General features: G+C 67.6%; 18 protein-coding genes, 1 rRNA gene and 1 riboswitch. Of the genes, 18 read left to right on the top strand and 1 reads right to left on the bottom strand.

The window, feature by feature from the left end:
- The first annotated feature begins 73 nt into the window (after nt 1–73).
- From VFA08_00805 to VFA08_00730, 16 genes are all read left to right on the top strand, one after another.
- Nucleotides 74–1,006, top strand: a complete 933-nt coding sequence (locus VFA08_00805) for a response regulator (GenBank protein ID HYZ12134.1) — start codon at nt 74–76, stop codon at nt 1,004–1,006.
- Nucleotides 1,007–1,064: 58 nt separating this feature from the next.
- A riboswitch (FMN riboswitch) is annotated at nt 1,065–1,193 on the top strand.
- A 72-nt stretch (nt 1,194–1,265) separates the two neighbouring features.
- Nucleotides 1,266–2,366: a bifunctional diaminohydroxyphosphoribosylaminopyrimidine deaminase/5-amino-6-(5-phosphoribosylamino)uracil reductase RibD gene (gene ribD, locus VFA08_00800; GenBank protein HYZ12133.1), complete on the top strand. Its 1,101-nt coding sequence runs from the start codon at nt 1,266–1,268 to the stop codon at nt 2,364–2,366.
- Nucleotides 2,347–2,979, top strand: a complete 633-nt coding sequence (locus VFA08_00795) for a riboflavin synthase (GenBank protein ID HYZ12132.1) — start codon at nt 2,347–2,349, stop codon at nt 2,977–2,979. The genes ribD and VFA08_00795 overlap by 20 nt, the downstream gene beginning before the upstream one ends.
- Entirely contained in the window at nt 2,976–4,289 is a 1,314-nt protein-coding gene (locus VFA08_00790) for a bifunctional 3,4-dihydroxy-2-butanone-4-phosphate synthase/GTP cyclohydrolase II (GenBank protein HYZ12131.1), read from the top strand. The genes VFA08_00795 and VFA08_00790 overlap by 4 nt, the downstream gene beginning before the upstream one ends.
- Entirely contained in the window at nt 4,286–4,762 is a 477-nt protein-coding gene (gene ribH / locus VFA08_00785; GenBank protein HYZ12130.1) for a 6,7-dimethyl-8-ribityllumazine synthase, read from the top strand. Before VFA08_00790 ends, ribH begins: the two co-directional genes overlap by 4 nt.
- Nucleotides 4,759–5,109 (top strand): cupin domain-containing protein, encoded by a 351-nt coding sequence (locus VFA08_00780; protein HYZ12129.1) that lies wholly within the window; start codon nt 4,759–4,761, stop codon nt 5,107–5,109. Before ribH ends, VFA08_00780 begins: the two co-directional genes overlap by 4 nt.
- 138 nt (nt 5,110–5,247) lie before the next feature.
- A complete protein-coding gene (locus VFA08_00775) occupies nt 5,248–5,451 on the top strand; it encodes a cold shock domain-containing protein (GenBank protein ID HYZ12128.1) in 204 nt (67 codons plus the stop codon).
- Between the two features lie 156 nt (nt 5,452–5,607).
- The gene (gene infC / locus VFA08_00770; protein HYZ12127.1) at nt 5,608–6,156 is read left to right on the top strand and encodes a translation initiation factor IF-3; all 549 of its coding nucleotides are present in this window, start codon (nt 5,608–5,610) and stop codon (nt 6,154–6,156) included.
- Nucleotides 6,157–6,172: 16 nt separating this feature from the next.
- Entirely contained in the window at nt 6,173–6,361 is a 189-nt protein-coding gene (rpmI, locus tag VFA08_00765) for a 50S ribosomal protein L35 (protein ID HYZ12126.1), read from the top strand.
- Between the two features lie 7 nt (nt 6,362–6,368).
- Nucleotides 6,369–6,728 carry a 50S ribosomal protein L20 gene (gene rplT / locus VFA08_00760; protein ID HYZ12125.1) on the top strand — a complete coding sequence of 120 codons (360 nt, stop codon included), beginning with the start codon at nt 6,369–6,371 and terminating at the stop codon, nt 6,726–6,728.
- Between the two features lie 97 nt (nt 6,729–6,825).
- Complete coding sequence (locus VFA08_00755; protein ID HYZ12124.1) at nt 6,826–8,280, top strand: TrmH family RNA methyltransferase; 1,455 nt, start codon at nt 6,826–6,828, stop codon at nt 8,278–8,280.
- A 12-nt stretch (nt 8,281–8,292) separates the two neighbouring features.
- A complete protein-coding gene (pheS, locus tag VFA08_00750) occupies nt 8,293–9,339 on the top strand; it encodes a phenylalanine--tRNA ligase subunit alpha (protein HYZ12123.1) in 1,047 nt (348 codons plus the stop codon).
- Nucleotides 9,336–11,711, top strand: a complete 2,376-nt coding sequence (gene pheT / locus VFA08_00745) for a phenylalanine--tRNA ligase subunit beta (GenBank protein ID HYZ12122.1) — start codon at nt 9,336–9,338, stop codon at nt 11,709–11,711. The genes pheS and pheT overlap by 4 nt, the downstream gene beginning before the upstream one ends.
- Before the next feature lie 43 nt (nt 11,712–11,754).
- Nucleotides 11,755–12,675 carry an ornithine carbamoyltransferase gene (gene argF, locus VFA08_00740; protein ID HYZ12121.1) on the top strand — a complete coding sequence of 307 codons (921 nt, stop codon included), beginning with the start codon at nt 11,755–11,757 and terminating at the stop codon, nt 12,673–12,675.
- A 13-nt stretch (nt 12,676–12,688) separates the two neighbouring features.
- Nucleotides 12,689–14,410 carry a DNA polymerase/3'-5' exonuclease PolX gene (polX, locus tag VFA08_00735; GenBank protein ID HYZ12120.1) on the top strand — a complete coding sequence of 574 codons (1,722 nt, stop codon included), beginning with the start codon at nt 12,689–12,691 and terminating at the stop codon, nt 14,408–14,410.
- The gene (locus VFA08_00730; protein HYZ12119.1) at nt 14,407–15,039 is read left to right on the top strand and encodes a DNA-3-methyladenine glycosylase; all 633 of its coding nucleotides are present in this window, start codon (nt 14,407–14,409) and stop codon (nt 15,037–15,039) included. The genes polX and VFA08_00730 overlap by 4 nt, the downstream gene beginning before the upstream one ends.
- Here the strand turns inward: VFA08_00730 and VFA08_00725 are convergent.
- On the bottom strand, nt 15,017–17,548 hold the full coding sequence (locus tag VFA08_00725; GenBank protein HYZ12118.1) for a transglycosylase domain-containing protein: 2,532 nt from the start codon (nt 17,546–17,548) through the stop codon (nt 15,017–15,019). The two genes, VFA08_00730 and VFA08_00725, sit on opposite strands and share 23 nt — an antisense overlap.
- A gap of 78 nt (nt 17,549–17,626) precedes the next feature.
- Between VFA08_00725 and tyrS the strand changes: the two genes are divergently transcribed.
- Together tyrS and VFA08_00715 are read left to right on the top strand one after the other, a co-directional pair.
- Nucleotides 17,627–18,931, top strand: coding sequence for a tyrosine--tRNA ligase (gene tyrS / locus VFA08_00720; GenBank protein HYZ12117.1), 1,305 nt, complete (start codon nt 17,627–17,629; stop codon nt 18,929–18,931).
- A gap of 389 nt (nt 18,932–19,320) precedes the next feature.
- A 16S ribosomal RNA gene (locus VFA08_00715) occupies nt 19,321–20,259 on the top strand; the annotation flags it as partial.

The following is a 20,259-nucleotide window of genomic DNA, read 5'->3' as shown; positions in this document are numbered from 1 at the left end:
ACCGCCGTGTGCCGACTCCATCTATGTCGCCCTCGCCGAGGTCGACGTCTACCCCTCGCGGAGCGACTGAGAGATGCCCGAGACCATCCTGGTCGTCGACGACGACCCAGACATTGCGCGATTCGTCGAGGTCAACCTGCGGAGCGCGGGATACGACGTCTCGGTCGCGTCGGACGGGGAGCAGGCGCTCGAGAAGGCCGCTGCGCTCCGTCCGGACCTCGTTCTGCTCGACGTGATGATGCCGCGGATCGACGGGTTCGAGGTCGCCCAGCGTCTCCGACGGAACCCGCAGACCGCCAGCACCTCGATCATCATGCTCACGGCGAAGGCGCTCTCCACGGACAAGGTATTGGGGCTCACCGCCGGCGCCGACGACTACATCATCAAGCCGTTCGACCCGATCGAGCTCCTCGCCCGGGTCAAGGGCACCCTCCGGCGGGCCAAGGAGATGCGGAACCTCTCACCCCTCACGGGACTTCCAGGCAACATCCGGATCCAGGAGGAGATCGAGCGCAACGTCCGAGACGACCGCCCGTTCGCGGTTCTGTACTGCGACCTCGACAACTTCAAGGCGTACAACGACGAGAAGGGGTTCGTCCGCGGCGACCGGTTGATCCAGGCGACGGCGCGGATCATCCAGGACGCGGTCGTCGAGTTCGCTGGGACCGATGGGTTCGTCGGCCACGTCGGGGGCGACGACTTCGTGGCCGTCGTGCCGCCTGAGAGCGCGGAGGACATCGCCAAGCGAATCGTCGAACGCTTCGACGGTGACATCCACGAGTTCTACGAGCGCGAGGACATCAAGCGCGGATACATCGAGGTCGAGGACCGCAAGGGCGAGATGCAGAAGCTCCCCCTCGCGGGAGTCTCGGTGGGCATCGCGACGACCGAGGTCCGCAAGTTCGAGCACTACGGCGAGGCGGTCGCGGTCGCCACGGAGATGAAGCAGTTCGCCAAGCGCGAGCCGCGCTCGTGGTACGCGATCGACCGCCGCAAGATCGACTAGACGGCGACGTGGGGCGGGCTGCGACCCGCCGAACGCGGACCTATACTTGCGACGAAGAGCTCGTCTTCGGGGCGGGGTGCAAGTCCCCACCGGCGGTGAGAGTCCGCGACCTCCCGGGAGCCACTCGGGGGTTGATCCGGTGAGATTCCGGAACCGACCGTGAGAGTCGGGATGGGAGAGGACGGGTGTCGCCTTCGGCGCGTGACCGCCGCCGCGCGACTCCTTTCCCCGCGCATCCGCCTCGGGAATGGAGTGAACGTTGTCCGACGAGGCGTACATGGGACGAGCGTTGGCGCTCGCCGAACGGGGACGCGGTCTGGTGTCCCCCAACCCGATCGTTGGCGCCGCCGTCGTCTCGGCCTCGGGGACCCTCGCCGGCGAGGGCTGGCACGAAGGCCCCGGAACCGCACACGCGGAGGTCGTCGCGCTCCGCGAAGCGGGGGAGGCCGCTCGCGGCTCCACGCTGTACACCTCGCTCGAGCCGTGTGTTCACACGGGCCGGACGCCGCCGTGCGTCGAGGCGATCGTCGCCGCCGGTGTGGCGCGGGTCGTCTCGGCGATGCGCGATCCGAACCCGATCGTCGACGGCCGCGGATTCGCAGAGCTCGAGCGGAACGGGGTCGAGGTTCGACACGGCGTCCTGGCAGATGAGGCGGCTCGGCAGAACGAAGCGTTCGTGAAGCACGTTCGGACCGGCCTCCCGTTCGTCACGTGGAAGATGGCCGCGTCGCTCGACGGCAAAGTGGCGGCGCGGGACGGCTCCTCCCGGTGGATCACCGGCGAGTCGGCGCGCGCCGACGTGCACCGGCTGCGGGCGTGGTCGGACGCGATCGTCGTCGGCGCCGGAACGGCGCTGGTCGACGACCCGTCGCTCACCGTTCGGGAGCCCGGGTATCGGGGTCGGCCACCGCTGCGCGTCTTGGTCGACGGGCGAGGGCGGGTTCCCGCGACGGGAGACCTATTCGACGACGCAGCCCCGACGCTCGTCGCGACGACGGACCTCGCGCCGCGGGAACGGCGTGACGAGTGGGAAGACTCCGGCGCGGAGGTGGTCGTCCTCGCGGCGGAGGGCGATCGAGTGCCGATCGGCGAGCTCGTCTCCCTTCTCGGCAAGCGTGATCTGCAGGGCGTGCTGCTCGAAGGTGGACCGACGCTGGCGTTCGCCGCCATCGAGGAGGGCGTGGTCGACAAGGTCGTCGTGTACCTGGCGCCGAAGCTGATCGGCGGAGTGGACGCGCCGACGGTGCTCGGCGGGCGAGGGTTCGCGCCGATCTCGAGCGCCGCGCGTCTGCGCGTTCGCTCGTTCGATCCGATCGGCGAGGACCTCAAGGTGGAGGCGGATGTTCACCGGGATCGTTGAGGAGCTCGGCGCGGTGCGCCACATCGACGGTGCACGAATGACCATCGGCTGCCGAACGGTGACCGCCGACTCGGAGGTGGGGTCGTCCGTCGCCGTGAACGGCGTGTGCCTGACGGCCGTCGAGCGCTCGGACGCGCACCTCGCATTCGACCTCTCCGAAGAGACGCTCCGGCGAACCAGCCTGTCACGCCTCCGAGACGGCGACGGCGTCAACCTCGAGCGTCCGCTGCGATTCGCCGGGCGGCTGGGCGGTCATCTCGTCCAGGGCCATGTCGACGGCGTCGGGGAAATCTGGGGGGTCGAGCCCGATGCAGAGGGCGGCGTGTGGCTCACGGTGCAAACGCCGGCGGAGCTGCGTCGGTTCGTCGTCGAGAAGGGGTCGGTGTGCGTCGACGGCGTGAGTCTCACCGTCGCCGCCCTCGACACGACCGCCTTCTCGGTGGCCCTGATCCCGTACACGCTTGCTGTGACGACACTTGGGTCCGCGCGAGCCGGCGACCTTGTGAACCTGGAGGTGGACGTGATCGCCAAGTACGTCGAGGCGCTGCTCGCGGATAGGACGGCGAGCCAAGCGAGCGTCGTGCGGTCGGCGCGAGGGGGGAGGACCGCATGACAGAGAAGCCCGACCGGGTGGATCCGGCGCGCACGGTGACGGAGGCGAACGTTGTCGGAACCTCGGGACAGGGCACCGACGCGTTCTCGACCATCCCGGAAGCCCTGGACGACATCCGGCAGGGGAAGATCGTGATCGTCGTCGACGACGCCGATCGCGAGAACGAGGGCGACTTCGTGATGGCCGCCGAGAAGGTCACGCCGGAAGCGATCAACTTCATGGTCACGCACGGCCGGGGGATCGTCTGCATGCCGGTGACCCAGCAGCGGCTGGAGGAGCTCCGGATCCCGTTGATGGTTTCGAAGAACAACGAGAGCCACGGCACCGCGTTCGCCGTCTCGATCGACATCCGAGGAAGAACGACGACGGGCACGAGCGCGTTCGACCGGGCCGAGACGGTTCGTTCGGTCACCGAACCCAACCTGAGATCCGACGACGTTCGCATGCCCGGCCACGTGTTCCCACTGATGGCGCAGGAGGGCGGCGTGCTTCGGCGTGCCGGTCACACCGAGGCGGCCGTGGATCTCGCGCGGCTCGCCGGGCTGTACCCGGCGGGAGCGTTGTGCGAGGTGCTGCACACCGACGGCACGATGGCGCGGCTGCCGGAGCTCGTTCGCGTCGCGAACGACCACGACCTCAAGATCATCTCGATCGCCGACCTGATCGAGTACCGGCGGCGTCGGGAGCAGCTCGTGGATCGCACTGCCGAAGCGGTCATCCCCACGGAGCACGGCGAGTTCACGGCGTACACGTACGAGAGCCTCGTCGACGGGCGCGTTCACGTCGCGCTCGTTCTCGGCGAGGTGGGGGACGGTGAGCGGATCCTCGTCCGCGTCCACTCGGAATGCCTCACCGGTGATGTGTTCGCGTCGCTCCGATGCGACTGCGGCGAACAGCTCCGCTCCGCGGTCGAGCAGATCGGTGAGGACGGTCGCGGCGTCGTTCTGTACATACGAGGCCACGAGGGCCGCGCGATCGGCCTCACCCACAAGCTCCGGGCGTACCAGCTCCAGGAGCGAGGCCGCGACACCGTCGAAGCGAACGTGGAGCTTGGGTTCCCTGCCGATCCGCGCGATTACGGCATCGGCGCGCAGATCCTCGTCGACCTCGGCGTTCGAAGCATGCGACTCCTCACGAACAATCCCTCCAAGCGCGCGGGCCTGGAGGGATACGGGCTGTCGATCGTCGAGCGCGTTCCGCTGGAGACGCACCCGAACGCGCGCAACATCGAGTATCTGCGGACGAAGCGCGAGAAGCTCGGTCACCTGCTCGACGGGCTCGAGGCCCTGGGCGCCGAGGAGGTCAGGTGAGGGAGATCCGCGGCGAGTTCCTGGCCCGTGGTCGGCGGTTCGCGCTCGTCGTCTCCAGGTTCAACGAGATCGTCACCGGCAAGCTGCTCTCCGGCGCGACCGAATGTCTCCGCGCGCACGGCGTCGACGAAGATGACCTGGTCGTCGCGTGGGTTCCCGGCGCCTTCGAGCTGCCGATTGCGGCTCGGCGTGCGGCGGCGTCCGGGTACGACGCCGTGATCTGTCTCGGCGCCGTGATCCGCGGCGAGACTGCGCATTTCGAGCACGTCGCCGGGCAGGCGGCAAACGGCATCCGAGCCGCCGCCGACGAGACCGGGGTGCCGGTCATCTTCGGCGTCCTGACGACCGATACGTTCGAGCAGGCGATGGACCGCTCGGGCGGAAAGCACGGGAACAAAGGCTGGGACGCGGCGATGGCGGCCATGGAGACGGCATCCGTGCTGGAGCAGTTCCCGAAGGAAGCGGACGGATGATCGTCGACAAGCCGTGGGGCAAGGTCGTCACCTACGCGCTCAACCAGCCGAGCTCCGTGCGTGTGATCACGGTCGAGTCCGGACAAGAGACGAGCGTTCACTACCATCAGATGCGCGACGAGATGTGGATCGTGCTCGACCCGGGATTGACCGTTCAGATCGGAAATAAGGTCGTCGAGGCGACGCCCGGCGAGGAGTTCATGGTCTCCGCCGAGACGACGCACCGCATCACCAACCATGGTGACGCTCGTGGGCGCGTGCTCGAGATCGCGTACGGGTACACGACCGAGGACGACACGCTCCGCCTCGAGGATGACTACGGACGCTCCCTCCAACCGGACTGGTGATGGCGTCGGGTGAGCCGTGAATTCCTCCGTTCCTCTGGCCGCTGAACGGATTGAGCGCGTGGAAAGGCCGTGCTAGGCTCCGCGCCGCCGACGCGCTCGGGCAGCGCGCGACGCGAGGCACGCAACAGGAGGCATCGGTTGGCAGAGCAGGGCACCGTCAAGTGGTTCAGCAACGAGAAGGGCTTCGGCTTCATCTCGCGTGAAGGTCAGGACGACGTGTTCGTTCACTTCTCCGCGATCCAGGGCGAGGGATACCGCTCGCTCACCGAGGGTCAGGCGGTCGAGTTCGACGTCGTCGACGGCCCCAAGGGCAAGCAGGCCGCCAACGTTCGGCCCGTCTAGATTCGGTACGCGCGGCGGCTCCGAACCTCGACACCCCCACGGACCCGCACCTATACTTTTCCGCAGCGGTTCGCCGTGTTCCACCGGAGGCACCGGGATGCGCCCGGTGCCTTTTCATCGGACGGGAGGTGATGCGGGGTCTCGGCTGATCCACGGATAAACGACCGGATCCGATCGGCGCAGGTGCGTCTGGTGGGTCCGGACGGAGCCCAGATCGGCATCGTCTCCACGCAGGAGGCGCTGCGGCAGGCCCAGGAGCTCGATCTCGACCTCGTCGAGGTCGCGCCGCAGGCGAACCCGCCCGTCGCGAGGATCATGGATTACGGCAAGTTCAAGTACGAGCGCGACATCCGCCTCAAGGAGGCGCGCAAGAAGCAGGCCAGGGTCGAGGTCAAGGAGATCAAGTTCCGGCCGAAGATCGACCCACACGACTACGAGACTAAGAAGGGTCACGTCGTCCGGTTCCTGAACGCGGGCGCGCGGGTCAAGGTGACGATCATGTTCCGCGGGCGAGAGATGGCCCACACGGAGCTCGGCCGACGGATCCTGGACAGGTTGGTCGGCGACCTGGGCGACATGGCCACGGTGGAGGCAACACCGAAGCAGGACGGACGCAACATGGTGATGGTGATCGCGCCGACGAAGAAGCACGCCGAGCAACGAAGCGCCGCGAGACCCGCGGCCGCACCGGCGCCCGTCGAATGATCCAGAGGGAACGAACATGAAACAGAAGACGCATCGGGCTGCTGCCAAGCGGTTCCGCATCACGCGGACGGGCAAGATCCTTCACCGCAAGGCGACCGGCAACCACATGCTGACGAAGAAGCGAAGCAACCGGCGACGCCGCGTCGAGGGGATGGCCTCGGTGACGGCAGAGCGCACGAACATCCGCCGGCTGCTCGGGAAGTAGGGGACGGATGGCACGCGTCAAGCGTTCGGTCCACGCCAAGAAGAAGCGCCGCGAGGTGCTTCGCAAGGCCAAGGGCTACTTCGGCTCCCGTTCGCGGCGGTACCGGATGGCCAAGGAGCAGCTGCTGCATTCCGGGCAGTACGCGTATCGCGACCGCCGTGACCGCAAGGGCCAATTCCGCAGGCTATGGATCGCCCGGATCGGTGCGGGCGCGCGCCAGAACGGGCTCTCGTACTCGCAGCTGATCCACGGGCTGCAGCGCGCCGGTGTCGAGCTGGATCGCAAGGCGCTCGCCGACCTCGCCGTCCACGACCCGGCGGCGTTTGCGCAGCTCGTTCAGACGGCTAGGGACGCGCTCGCCGCCTGAGCTCGACCGAGTCCCGGGAACGTGGCGACCGCTGCCGGTCGCGCGCGGGCGGCCCGTTAGGATTCCCCGTCGACAGCGGTTCGGCCCTGGGGAACGCGTGATCACCTCGATCCGAAACGAGCGGGTCGCCGCCGCGCTCCGCCTGAAGAAGCGGGCCTTCCGCGAACGCGAACGGTGCTTCCTGGTCGAGGGCGCGCAGGCCATCGGCGAGGCGCTCTCGAACCGACCCGGCATCATCAGGCTGTACCACTCCGACCCCGACCACCCGCTCGTCGAACGCGCTCATCGGTCCGGCGTCGAGCTCGTGCACGTGAGTGAGACGATCGTGGAGCGCCTGACGTCGACGGTGACACCCCAGGCGCTCGTCGGCATCGCGCCGTTCGTGGATCTCGAGCTCGCGTCGATCGGCGAGCCGGAACGGTGCGTCGCCGTGCTGCACGCTGTCCGAGATCCCGGCAACGCGGGGACCGTGGTGCGCTCCGCCGACGCAGCCGGCGCAGGGGGCATCGTGTTCACGTCGGAATCCGTCGATGTGTACAACCCCAAGACGGTGCGGGCGACCGCGGGGTCGCTGTTCCACCTGCCGATCGTTCGAGGCGTTGAGACGGATGCCGCGATCGCACTTCTGCGCGATCGCGGCATGCGGGTCCTGGCCATGGACGCGTCCGGGGACACCGACCTGTACGAGCTCGACCTGACCGATCCAGTGGCGTTCGTGTTCGGGAACGAGGCGTGGGGACTCCCGATGGAGATCGCCGAGCTCGCGGACGCGACCGTTCGCGTTCCGATCGCCGGACGCGCCGAGTCGCTGAATCTGGCCGCCGCGGCGACGATCTGCCTGTTCGAGTGGGCGAGACACCTGCGAGAGGGTCGTCGCGCCGTCCTGGAGACGATCGTCGCGGCCGCCGCGCACGACATCCGCTCGCCGCTCACCGCGATGAAGGGGTTCGGTCACGCGCTCGCGACGCGATGGGATCAAATGACCGAAGAGGACCGCACATTGATGCTGACGGGGATCGTCTACGACACCGACCGGCTGAACGCGATCCTCCGCCAGCTCGTCGACGCCGCGCGCCTGGCGGCCGGTTCGCTCGAGCTGTATCCGGAGCGAACGGACCTGGGCCGGCTCGTGCAGCAGGTCGCGGAGTCGCTCGGGCGTGACCCGGAGCACCCACCGATCGAGTGGAAGCACGGCGAGGTTGAGGCATTCGTCGACGGCGATCGGCTGCGGCTGGTGCTCGAGGCGTTCATCGAGTCGGTCGTGTGGTGGACCAACGACGGTCCCGTGTTCGTCGAGGCCGCCAAGCGTGACGGCCGGCTCGTCCTCACCGTGTCGCGGGGAGGGACCGACCTCCGGCAGGACGAGGCGGAGCGGCTCTTTCGGCCGCGGGCGCCGGGCGCCGGCACCGGGAGCAAGATCGGGTTGTTCGTCGCGCTCGGCATCGCCGAGGCGCAAGGAGGAACCGCGGAGGTCCGGGTGGACGATCGTCTGTCGTTCATCCTCGACGTGCCGGTCGCGATACAGGGGTTCTCGGACCGAAGCGACGGCTAGACTCGCCGGACCATGGACCCGAACGAGGCACGTTCGATCGCCGACGCCGAGCTCGAGCGCGGCCTCCGCTCGTTCGCCGCGGCGGGCTCGATCGACGAGCTCGAAGCGGCGAAGACCTCGTTTCTCGGGCGAAAGAGTCGGCTCTCAGACGTTCAGAGGTCAATTGGATCGGTGTCGCGCGACGAGCGCGGCGAACTCGGCAAGCGCGTCAACGAGGTGTTCGCCGACCTCCGGAGCGCATACGACGGGCGTCGAACCGAGCTCGAGCTGGCTTCCGGCTCAGCGATCCTCGACGCCGATGCCGTCGACGTGACGCTTCCCGGCAGACGACCCCGCCCCGGATCGCTCCATCCACTCACGCTGGTCGAGCAGCGAATGGTCCAGGTCTTCACTCGGATGGGCTACCGCGTCGCGGAGGGGCCCGAGGTCGAGGACGAATGGCACAACTTCGAAGCCCTCAACATCCCCGCCGATCACCCCGCCCGTACGTTGAAGGATTCGCTGTACGTCGACGTCGATGCGCTGCTGCTGCGGACCGAGACGAGCGCGGTGCAGATCCGAACGATGCAATCGCAGGAGCCCCCGGTGTACATCGTGGCCCCCGGGCGCGTGTACCGGCGCGAGGCGCACGATGCGACGCACAGCTCGGTGTTCCATCAGTTGGAGGGGCTTGCCGTCGACGAAGGCATCACCTTCGCGGATCTGAAGGGGACGCTCCACGCATTTGCGAAGGAGATGTTCGGATCGGACGTGCGCGTCCGGATGAAGCCCGACTACTTCCCGTTCGTCGAGCCCGGATGCGATCTCGCGGTGTCCTGCTTCGTGTGTGGAGGTACGGGGTGCTCGGTCTGCGGCAACGGATGGCTCGAGCTCCTCGGCGCCGGCATGGTGCATCCGAAGGTCCTGGAGAACGGTGGCTACGACTCGGAGCGGTACACGGGATTCGCGTTCGGGATCGGGATCGAGCGCGTGGCGATGCTCCTATACGGCGTGAACGACCTGCGTCTGTTCACCGAGGGCGACGTCCGGTTCCTCCAGCAGTTCGAGGGCGCAGCGTGAAGATCTTCGTCCCGTGGCTGCGCGATCTGTGTCCGACGGAGCTCGACGCCGAGGAGCTCGCGGAGCTCCTCACCAGCAAGGGCGCCGAGGTCGAATCGATCGACCGGCCCTGGCGTGGGCTCTCCGGCGTGGTTGTCGCCCGCGTCGTCGAGGTGCGGGATCACCCCAACAGCAACACGCTCTGCATGGCGCGCGTGCAGACAGGCTCCGGAGAGCTCGAGGTCGTCGTGGGCGTCCGGAACATGCAGCCGGGCGATCTGGTGCCGCTCGCGCCGCCGGGGTCGCGGGTGCCGTCGTTGCCTCAGCCGCTGGGGGCGCGAGAGATCCGTGGCGTCGTGTCGAACGGAATGCTGTGCGCGCCGGACGAGCTTGCCATCTCGCCTTCACACGATGGAATCCTGATCCTGCCGGCGGACCTCGAGCCGGGAGCGGACGTCGCAGCGACGTTCGGCCTCTCCGGTGAGGTCCTCGACGTGGAGGTCACGCCGAATCGGGGGGACCTTCTCTCGGTCATCGGGGTCGCCAGGGAGGTCGCGGCGGCGACGGGTACGCCGCTCGTCGCGCCGAACGCCCGCGTCGACGAGGCCGACGAAACCGTCGAGGGCGTGGCGACCATCGACATCCAGGACCTCGACCGGTGCCCGCGGTATCGGGCGCGGATCCTGCGCGACGTCCGGCACGTCACCGCGCCGATCGCCGCGCAGGCGCGACTCACCGCGTCCGGGATGCGGCCGATCTCCGCGGCCGTCGACGCGACGAACTACGCCATGCTCGAGATCGGACAGCCGCTCCACCCGTTCGACCTGTCACTGCTGAAAGGACCGGGCATCGTGGTCCGTCGCGCAAGGCAGGGCGAACGCATGATCACCCTCGACGGTGTCGAGCGGACGTTCACCGACGACGACCTGTTGATCTGCGACGCGGAGCGGCCGGTCGGCGTCGGAGGCGTGATGGGAGGGGAGCTCGCGGAGATCTCGCCATCGACGACCGACGTCCTGCTCGAAGCCGCTTCGTTCCAGCGTGAGGGGATCCAGCGGACGAGACGCCGCCTTGCGCTCTCGACGGAGGCGTCGACGCGGTTCGAGCGCGGCGTCGATCCCGAGGCCGTGGTGATGGGAGGGGACCGTGCGTGCCGGCTGATGGTCGAGTGGTGCGACGCCTCGGTGCTCCGCGGAGCACTCGACGAGGGCGACGCGCCGAGACGGCGATGGGTCTCGATGCGGGCGTCCCGCTCATCGGCGATCATCGGATACGAGGTTTCCGTGTCCGACGCCGAGGCCGTCTTCGATCGGCTGGGGATGACGCACGAACGAGCGGATGAGGACACGATCCGCGTCGAGGCCCCCGGGTACCGCTTCGACCTGGAACGCGAGGTCGATCTCATCGAAGAGGTCGTGCGCGTCCAGGGGTACGACCGCGTCGGCTCGACGCTTCCCGCGATCAGGCAGCCGGGCGGCGTTCCCGAGCGATACGCGTTCGTCGATCGGATCCGCCGCGCGATGGCCAGCGCCGGGCTTCGCGAGGTACGCCCGATGCCTTTCCTCTCCGACAAGGAACTCCGGCTGTTCGGAGACGGAGACGCCGTTCGGATCACCAACCCCTTGCAGGCGGATGACGGGCTGTTGAGAACGCAGCTCCTCCCGGGACTGCTTCGGGCTGCCAGGCGGAACACGTACCGCCAGGTGCGGCAGGTCGCGATCTTCGAGGTGAGCCCCCGCTTCCGCCTCGTCTCAGGCGCGGTGGACGAACGGCCGAGCGTCGCGTTCGTGATGACCGGAAGCGCCGACGAGTCATGGCACACCGCGCGACGCGAGTTCGACGTCTTCGACGCGAAAGGCGTCGTCGAGGAGCTCCTTGCGGCGGTCGGGGTCACGTGGACAGCGGGTATGCGAGCGGGTGCGCCATTCCATCCGGGAAGGTCCGCGCACGTCGTTGTCGGCTCGAAGACGGTCGGCGTGTTCGGCGAGCTGCACCCGTCGGTCGCGGCCGTGTTCGATCTCACGGGGCGGGTCGCCGTTGGTGAGCTCGACGTCGATGCGATCGCCGACCGCGCGACGGCCATGCCTCAGGTGAGCGACGTGCCACGCTTCCCGCCGGTCCGCCGCGACATGGCGTTCGTCGTCGACGCTTCGACGCCAGCCGGTCGATTGCATGCGGCGCTCGACGAAGCGGGCGGCGACCTCGTCGACTCGGTCGTCCTGTTCGACGTGCACGCGGGGCCGCCACTGCCCGATGGCAAGAAGAGCCTGGCCTTCTCGGTCGACCTTCGGGCCTCGGATCGGACCCTCACCGACGCGGAAGCCAACGAAGTCGTAGTCGCGATCGCCCAGCGGCTGGGGCGCGATTTCGGCGCCGAACTGCGCTCGTCGTAGCCCGTCCGAGCGGCGGAAACCGGCCGGGGCATAGACTTGTCCGATGCAACGCGACGTCCTTTCCGTCGATGACCTCTCATCCGAGGAGGTCACGCGCGTCCTCGACCTCTCCCAGAAGGTCAAGGCGCATCCGGGCGATTACGGCGACGCGCTCAAGGGCCGCTCCGTCGCGCTGATCTTCGAGAAGCCGTCCACCCGGACACGGGTGTCGTTCGAGCTCGCCGTGGCCGCGACCGGAGGGCACGCCGTGACGCTCTCGGCATCCGAGCTGCAGCTCGGGCGGGGCGAGACGATCGAGGACACGGGCCGCGTTCTATCGCGCTACGTCGACGCGATCGTCCTTCGCACGTTCGAGCAGGAGCGGCTGGAGGTACTCGCGCGCGCCGCGTCGGTTCCCGTGATCAACGCGCTCTCGGACTTCGAGCATCCGTGCCAGTGCTTGGCTGATCTGCTCACGATCCGCGAGGTCAAGGGCGAGCTCGCGGGTCGAACGCTGACGTTCCTCGGCGACGGCAACAACGTCGCGCACTCGCTGCTGCTCGGCGGGGCGAAGACAGGGATGAACGTTCGCGTCGCCACCCCGCGCGGGTTCGAGCCCATTCCGTTGATCGTCCAGCGCGCCACCGAGATCGCATCGGAGACCCGGGGGAGCGTCCTCACGACGCACGAGGCACGTGAGGCGTGCGCGGGGGCCGACGTCCTGTACACGGACGTGTGGGCGAGCATGGGACAGGAGTCAGAGGCGAGCGAGCGGGCGCTCGTGTTCCAGGCGTATCAGCTCGACGCCGAGAAGGTGTCGCTGGGACGACCGGACGTCACCGTGCTGCACTGTCTTCCCGCGCACCGCGGCCACGAGATCACCGCCGAGGTGATCGACGGTCCGCATTCGGCGGTGTGGGATCAGGCCGAGAACCGTCTGCACACGCAGAAGGCGCTGCTGCTCTGGCTCCTCGGCGCCGCCTGAACGAGGGCTGACGGTGCCGCGCGCGAACGACGCGGTCGAGGCCGTGCTCCTGGAGTACGCCGACCTGCTGGCGATCCTTTCCGAGGACAGGTTCAAACCGCGTTCGTACGAGAAGGCCGCGCGCGCCGTCGGCGGGTACCACGCCGACATCGGGACGCTCGAGCTCGCTGAGATCCTGAAGATCCCCAACGTCGGCAAGTCGATCGCCGAGAAGATCCAGGAGTTCCTGCGCGAGGGCACATTCGAGACACTGGAGGGGCTCCGCGCGAAGATCCCGCCGGGCGTTCGAGACATCATCGCCGTCCCCGGCGTGGGACCAAAGAAGGCGATGATCCTGTACCAGGACCTGGGTATCGCGAACATCGACGACCTTCGCGCGGCCGTCGAGAGCGGCCGGATCGCCGAGCTGAAGGGGTTCGGCGCCCGGACCGAGTCGAACATCCGTCGTGGCCTCGAGCGGCTCCAGCAGCAGACCGGTCGCGCCATCGTCTCCGTGGCTATGGATCTCGCTGAGGACCTCATCGAGCGCATCAGCTCAAGCGTCGACGTCGAGCGGATCGACCACGCGGGATCACTCCGCAGGATGCTCGAGACGATCGGCGACGTCGATCTCCTCGTGGCGAGCGACGACCCGGTGCCGGTGATGGATGCCTTCACCGGCATAGGCATCGTCGAACGCGTCCTCGCCAAGGGCGAGGCCAAGTCGAGCGTGCTGACGCGGCAGGGGCTCCAGGTCGACCTCCGCGTTGTCCCCGATGAGGCGTGGGGTGCCGCGATGATCTACTTCACCGGGTCCAAGGCGCACAACATCCGCATTCGCGAGATGGCAGTTCGCAAGGGCCTGAAGCTGAACGAGTACGGGCTCTTCGACGCGAAGTCCGGCACGCTGATCGTCGCCGAGACGGAGCAGGAGGTGTACGAGCGACTCGGCCTCCCGTGGATCCCTCCGACGATGCGCGAGGACCGGGGCGAGGTGGAGGCCGCGCTCGATGGTTCCCTCCCCGACGTTGTGACGCAGAAGCAGCTTCGCGGGGACCTCCATACACACACGAACCTGACCGACGGGCTCGCGTCTCTCGAGCAGATGCTCGAGACGGCATCGGCGATGAAGTACGCGTACTACGCGGTGACCGATCATGCACCGAACCTGTTCATGCAGCGGATGACGGACGAGAAGATGCTCGCCCAACGGGAGCGGGTGCGGAAGCTCCAGCCCAAGTACCCGAAGATGACCCTGCTCCACGGTACGGAGCTGAACATCGACCCCGAGGGCAATGTCGACTGGGGACCCGAGTTCCTCGACGGGTTCGAGGTGCGAGTCGCGTCCGTGCACTCGATGTTCGGACAGTCGAAGGACGAGATGACCAGGCGCATCGTCCGGGCGATGGAGAACCCATACGTGAACGTGATCGGCCACCCCACCACGCGCAAGATCAATCAGCGACAGCCCGTCGAGTTCGACTTCGACGAGGTCTTCGCGGCCGCCGCGCGGACGGGGACGGCCCTCGAGGTGAACGCCTACCCCGACCGGCTCGATCTCAACGACGAGCACATCATGTGGGCCAAACGCTACGGCGTGAAGTTCGCCGTGGACACGGACTCACACGCGACCACGCACCTCGACCACATGCGGTATGGCGTCGCCATGGCGCAGCGCGGGTGGCTGACGAAGGACGACGTGATCAACGCGTGGCCGCTGGGCAAGTTGCGGACGTTCCTGCGGAAGGGCCGGTGAGGCTGGGCGGCAGATTGCCGCGATCGTTCTTCGCGCGGCCCTCGACGGAGGTGGCGCCCGACCTGCTCGGGCGGGTCCTCGTCCGAGTCCTTCCCGACGGCACGCGTCTCGCCGCACGCTTGGTCGAGGTCGAGGCCTACGGGCCGAACGACCCCGCAAGCCACGCGTTCCGCGGTCCGACCCCGCGCAACGTGCTGATGTTTGGCCCGCCCGGCCACCTGTACGTGTACTTCACCTACGGCATGCACTTCTGCTCGAACGTCGTCACCGGCGCCGATGGTGTGGGGAGCGCCGTGCTTCTTCGTGCCGGTGAACCGCTCGAGGGCATCGAGGCGATGGCGGAGCGCCGAGGCGTCGACGCGCCGACGTTGCTCTGCTCCGGCCCGGGACGGCTGACCCAGGCCATGGACATCTCGCGGCCGGAGAACGGCGCCGATCTCGTTCGCGGTGCTTCGGTGCAGCTTCGGAAGGGCGATCCCGTTGCACCTCGATCGATCGCGCGGAGCACGCGCGTCGGCGTGACCGTCGGTGCGGAGCGCCGGTGGCGCTTCTACGAGGCTGCAAGCGCCTTCGTGTCGCGCGGACGACTGTCGGTCCCGGAAGCGGTCAGGGGTTCGCGTAGATCGTGACGGTCGATCCCGAGGGGGCCTCGCCGGTCGGCGACTGCGCCCAGACGACGCCCGGGCGCGTGTCACACCCGGGGTCGCATCGCTCGCGAACCACCGCGACCTCGAAACCTTCATGACGAAGCCTGGCCGACGCCGCGCCCTCCTGAGTGCCGACGACGTTCGGAACCGCAACCGTCTCGGGCTGGGAATCTCCGCGTGCGACCGTGATCGTCACCGTTCCGGTTTGGACCAGGCGGCCGCCACCCGCCGGCTCCTGATCGACCACCGCGCCCTCCGGCTGATTCGACCCGTTGGTGTACTCGACAGCGACGTTGAATCCAGAGCCGCGTAACGTCGAGATCGCCGCGTCTTTCTGCAGACCGACGACCGATGGGATCACGAGCTGCTGGTACGAGTCCGGTTCGTCGCAGACCTCCATCTCCGGCTCCGAACCCGCCGCGTACTGCACCGTGTCGACCACCTGCGGCGGTGTGTACTCGTTGGCGAGACACCCGCGCGAGACGTCGACACGTAACGTGACGTAGTTCACCACTGGCGCGATGGGGAACTCCCGTTCGGGCATGTTCGCCGTCGCGGCGACCATGAACGCGCGCCAGATCAGCGCGGGCCACGTTCCGCCGTACACGATCGAGATGCGCACGTTGCCGCAGCACATCGGGATCTGCCCCTGGGGGAACCCGATCCACACGGCCGTGGTGAGTTGCGGAACCGAGCCGACGAACCAGGCGTCGCTCGCGTTCTGCGCGGTTCCCGTCTTGCCGAACTGCGGCCTTCCGATGTTCGCGGCGGTGCCGGTCCCCGACGTCACGGTTCCCTTCAGGATGTCGACGGCCTCTTGCGCGATCGCGGGCTCGACGGCTTCCTGCGGGTTCGGCCGAGCGTGGTAGAGAAGCTCGCCGTCGCGCGTCGTGATCGAGATCACCGGCGTCGGCTGCACGTGCAGTCCGGTATACGCGAGGGTCCCGAACCCCGACGCCATCTCGAGCGTGCTGACCTCGTTCACGCCGAGGACGGCCGACGGCACCGGCGCGAGCGGCGTATTCGGCTCGGTCGTCCGCGGGCAGCACCGGATCCCCATGCGAACGGCCGCCTCGACGGTGCGCTCCGCGCCGACATACGCGTTGCCGCCGCCCATCTCTGCGAGCAGGTTCGCGTACGCGATGTTGACGGAGTTCCGCGTCGCGCTGTCGAGCGTGATCGTTCCGTACCCGCTGCCCTCCGCGTTCTTGGGCTGCCAGAACGTGCCGTCGTGGAGCGGGATGCTCGCCGACGAGCCGTTGAGCGTCGTGTTCCGCGTGAGGCCGCTCTCGAGCGCCGCGACGAGAGCGAACGGCTTGAACGCCGAGCCCGCCTGCCGCCCGGTGCTGCCTCCCGTGGCGAGGTTGATCCTGGAGAACCGATCAGTGGCGTCCCAGTAATCACGACCGCCAACCATGGCGCGGACGTAGCCGGTGCGCGGGTCGAGCGCAGTGAGCGCTGAGTACGGATCGCTCGGGGACGTCAGGACGGACTCGATCGCGCGTTCCGCGGCCGCCTGCATATGCGGATCCAACGTCGTGACGATCCGAAGACCTCCCTTGAACAGCAGGTTGTACCGCTCCTCCTGCGTCTCGCCGAAGCGAGGGTTCGACAGGAACCACTCCTTGACGTAGTCGAGGAAGTACGGCCCGATGTACGGCTTGCCGTCGTCCTCGTTCATGTTGAGCTCGACGCGAGCTCGCCGTGCCCGCTCGTAGTGGGCCGGGCCGATCATCTGTAGGTCGAACATCCGCGTGAGGACGCGGTTCCGCCGGTTGTGGGCGCGACCCTCGTGCGTGACCGGGTCGTACGTCACCGGGGCAGCGATCATGCCGGCGAGGAGCGCCGATTCGCCGAGCGTTAGATCCAGCGGCTCCTTGTCGAAGTAGGTGCGCGCCGCGGCCATGACGCCGTACGCGCCGTTGCCGAAGTAGATCGTGTTCAGATACTTGGTGAGGATCTGTTCCTTCGTGAATCGGTGCTCCATCTGCCAGGCCAGGTACGCCTCGTTGATCTTCCGGTTCAACGTGGTCTCGTCGCTCAGATAGACCTGCTTCACGAGCTGCTGCGTGATCGTGGACCCGCCCTCCACGACGCGGCCGCTCGTCGCGTCGATGTATGCGGCCCGAAGCAGGGCACGGAGATCGAGGCCCGCGTGGTCGTAGAACCGCTGGTCCTCGATGGCGATGACGGCGTTGCGGACGACGTCGGGGATGCGCCGCGCGCGCACGACCACGCGGTCTTCGCCGGCGTGGAGCCGGGTGATCAGCTGGCCGTTCGAGGCATAGACGAACGAGGTCTGTGGCAGCTCGGCCGCATCCTGGCGTGCCTCTCGCAGCGTCGGGAGGTCGCAGGCCGTGGCGACCAGTAGGACCAACAGCGCGGTCGCGCCGAACCGCGTCGTGAACGCCACTCCCAACGGTCGGCTGTACTTGGTGGCGTGCGCCCGATGACGCCCACCGAACGGGGTCGTCCAGAAGGTACCGGCCATGGGACAGAAATCTTCCCACGGCGCCGAAGTTCACACTGCTAGCATCGCCACGCGCATGGAGGGGCGGGGGCCCAAGAAGTGAGCGAACGGGAGCAATCGAATGTCCCCCCCGCTCGAAGGGCTCCATCAGACCTCGATGCGCTCCTCGCCGGACCAGCAGAGGTCATTCCCGAGAGCGGTCTCGAGGTCAAGCTCGCGCTGGGCCGGCCGCTTCGCGTCAAGCTCGGCCTCGATCCGACCGCCAGCGAGGTGACGCTCGGATGGGCGGTCGTGCTGCGCAAGCTTCGGCAGTTCCAGGACGCCGGTCACACCGCCGTCCTGATCGTCGGCGACTTCACCGCGCGCCTCGGCGATCCGTCGGGAAGAACGGAGACCCGCCCGCGCCTCGGCAGGGACACCGTGCGGGCGTACGCGGAACGACTGCTCGACCAGTTCTGGGTCATCCTCGACCGCGATCGAACGGAGGTCCGTTCGAACTCGGAATGGCTCGAGCCGCTCGGAATGGAAGAGATCCTCGGCCTCACGTCCTCGTACACCGTCGCGCGCATGCTCGAGCGCGACGACTTCGCGAAGCGCTACGCAGACGGTAGGCCGATCTCGATCATGGAGTTCCTCTATCCGCTGCTGCAGGGGTACGACTCCGTGGCGGTTGAGGCCGACGTCGAGCTCGGAGGGAACGACCAGCGGTTCAACCTGCTCGTGGGTCGAGACCTCCAGCGCGAGTTCGATCAGGAACCGCAGGTCGCGCTCACCATGCCGCTTCTCGTGGGGACCGATGGTGTCCACAAGATGAGCCAATCGCTCGGCAACTACGTCGGGATCACCGAGCCGCCTGACGCGATGTTCGGCAAGCTCGTTCGGGTGCGGGACGAGCTCATCGCCGAGTACCGGCGACTGACGCTCGACTTCTTCCGCGACCCGGCCGAGTCACAGCGCGTCGAGGTGGCCCTTTCCTCGGGAGAGCGCGTTCCATGGGACGAGAAGCGGCGATTGGCGCGCGAGGTCGTCGACCTCTACCACGGCGAGGGCGCCGGCGACCGGGCACAGGCGGAGTTCGACCGCGTCCACAAGGAAGGAGCGGTTCCGGACGAGGTCCGCGACGTGGTCGTCCCCCGCTCGGCGCTCATCGTGACGAAGAAGGACGGCGTCACCGTCCTCGATCGAGCGGCGCTGCTGACGACGCTCGGCCTGGCGGAATCGAAGTCCGCCGCGCGCCGGCTGTTCGAGCAGGACGGGGTCCGAATGGGGGGGACCGTCGTCAAGGATCCTGAGATTCGCGTCGACGTCCCCGGCCTGCGCGCGGAGGACGCCCTCGCCGAGCTCGAGGGGTCCGTGTGGCAGGTGGGGAGGCGCCGTTTCGCCAGGGTGGCCGGCTTCTCGTGATCGCCGGAGCGGGACAGCTACGGCGCTGGTAGCATTGCTTCAAAGCAGAACGACTCGTCGTCGACACGCCGGCGCGCAACCCGGGATTCGGCGTCCGGTTGACGGATGGAGCGACCGCTCGTAGGCTGATCGGTCGGCGCGACTCCATCTGGACACTCCATGAGTCGCCGCGCGCACCTTGAGAACTGAACAGTGTGCCAAAAGCCAGTGCGTTTTCCCCGTCGAGGGAAGGACGCGTCTTTTTTTGGGCGTCCAGACTTTGACGGTCGTACGGAGACAGCAACGGATCCACAGGAGGCCGAGCCGGGAGTGCTACCCGGCGAGGTCGACTCTCACATCGAACCCAAAGGGCGGCTCCATCCGAACAGGTGGATGCCGAACGATGGTTCTCTACGGAGAGTTTGATCCTGGCTCAGGACGAACGCTGGCGGCGTGCCTAATACATGCAAGTCGAGCGGGAACCTCGGGAGGGGTAACCCTTCCGAGGGGAGAGCGGCGAACGGGTGAGTAACACGTGGGCAACCTGCCCCGGACACCGGGATAACTCAGGGAAACCTGGGCTAATACCGGATCCCTCGGCGTGATCGCATGGTCGTGCCGGGAAAGCTCCGACGGTCCGGGATGGGCCCGCGGCCTATCAGCTTGTTGGTGGGGTAACGGCCTACCAAGGCGGCGACGGGTAGCTGGTCTGAGAGGACGGCCAGCCACACTGGGACTGAGACACGGCCCAGACTCCTACGGGAGGCAGCAGTAGGGAATCTTGCGCTAATGCGCGAAAGCGTGACGCAGCGACGCCGCGTGCGGGATGAAGGCCCTCGGGTCGTAAACCGCTTTCGGCAGGGACGAAGCGAAAGTGACGGTACCTGCAGAAGAAGTCCCGGCTAACTACGTGCCAGCAGCCGCGGTAACACGTAGGGGACGAGCGTTGTCCGGATTCATTGGGCGTAAAGCGCGCGTAGGCGGCTCGGAAAGTCGGTCGTGAAATCCTGGGGCTCAACCCCGGAACTGCGTCCGATACTCCCGAGCTGGAGGCAGGTAGGGGAGATCGGAATTCCTGGTGTAGCGGTGAAATGCGCAGATATCAGGAGGAACACCGGTGGCGAAGGCGGATCTCTGGGCCTTGCCTGACGCTGAGGCGCGAAAGCTAGGGGAGCGAACAGGATTAGATACCCTGGTAGTCCTAGCCGTAAACGTTGGGTGCTAGGTGTGGGCGGATATCGACCCCGTCCGTGCCGAAGCTAACGCATTAAGCACCCCGCCTGGGGAGTACGGCCGCAAGGCTAAAACTCAAAGGAATTGACGGGGGCCCGCACAAGCGGCGGAGCATG

This window comes from Actinomycetota bacterium (assembly GCA_035640355.1).
GTDB lineage: Bacteria > Actinomycetota > UBA4738 > UBA4738 > HRBIN12 > CALGFI01.
The sequence above is the reverse complement of the archived record's forward strand: the minus strand, read 5'-3'. Positions and strand labels throughout refer to the sequence as shown.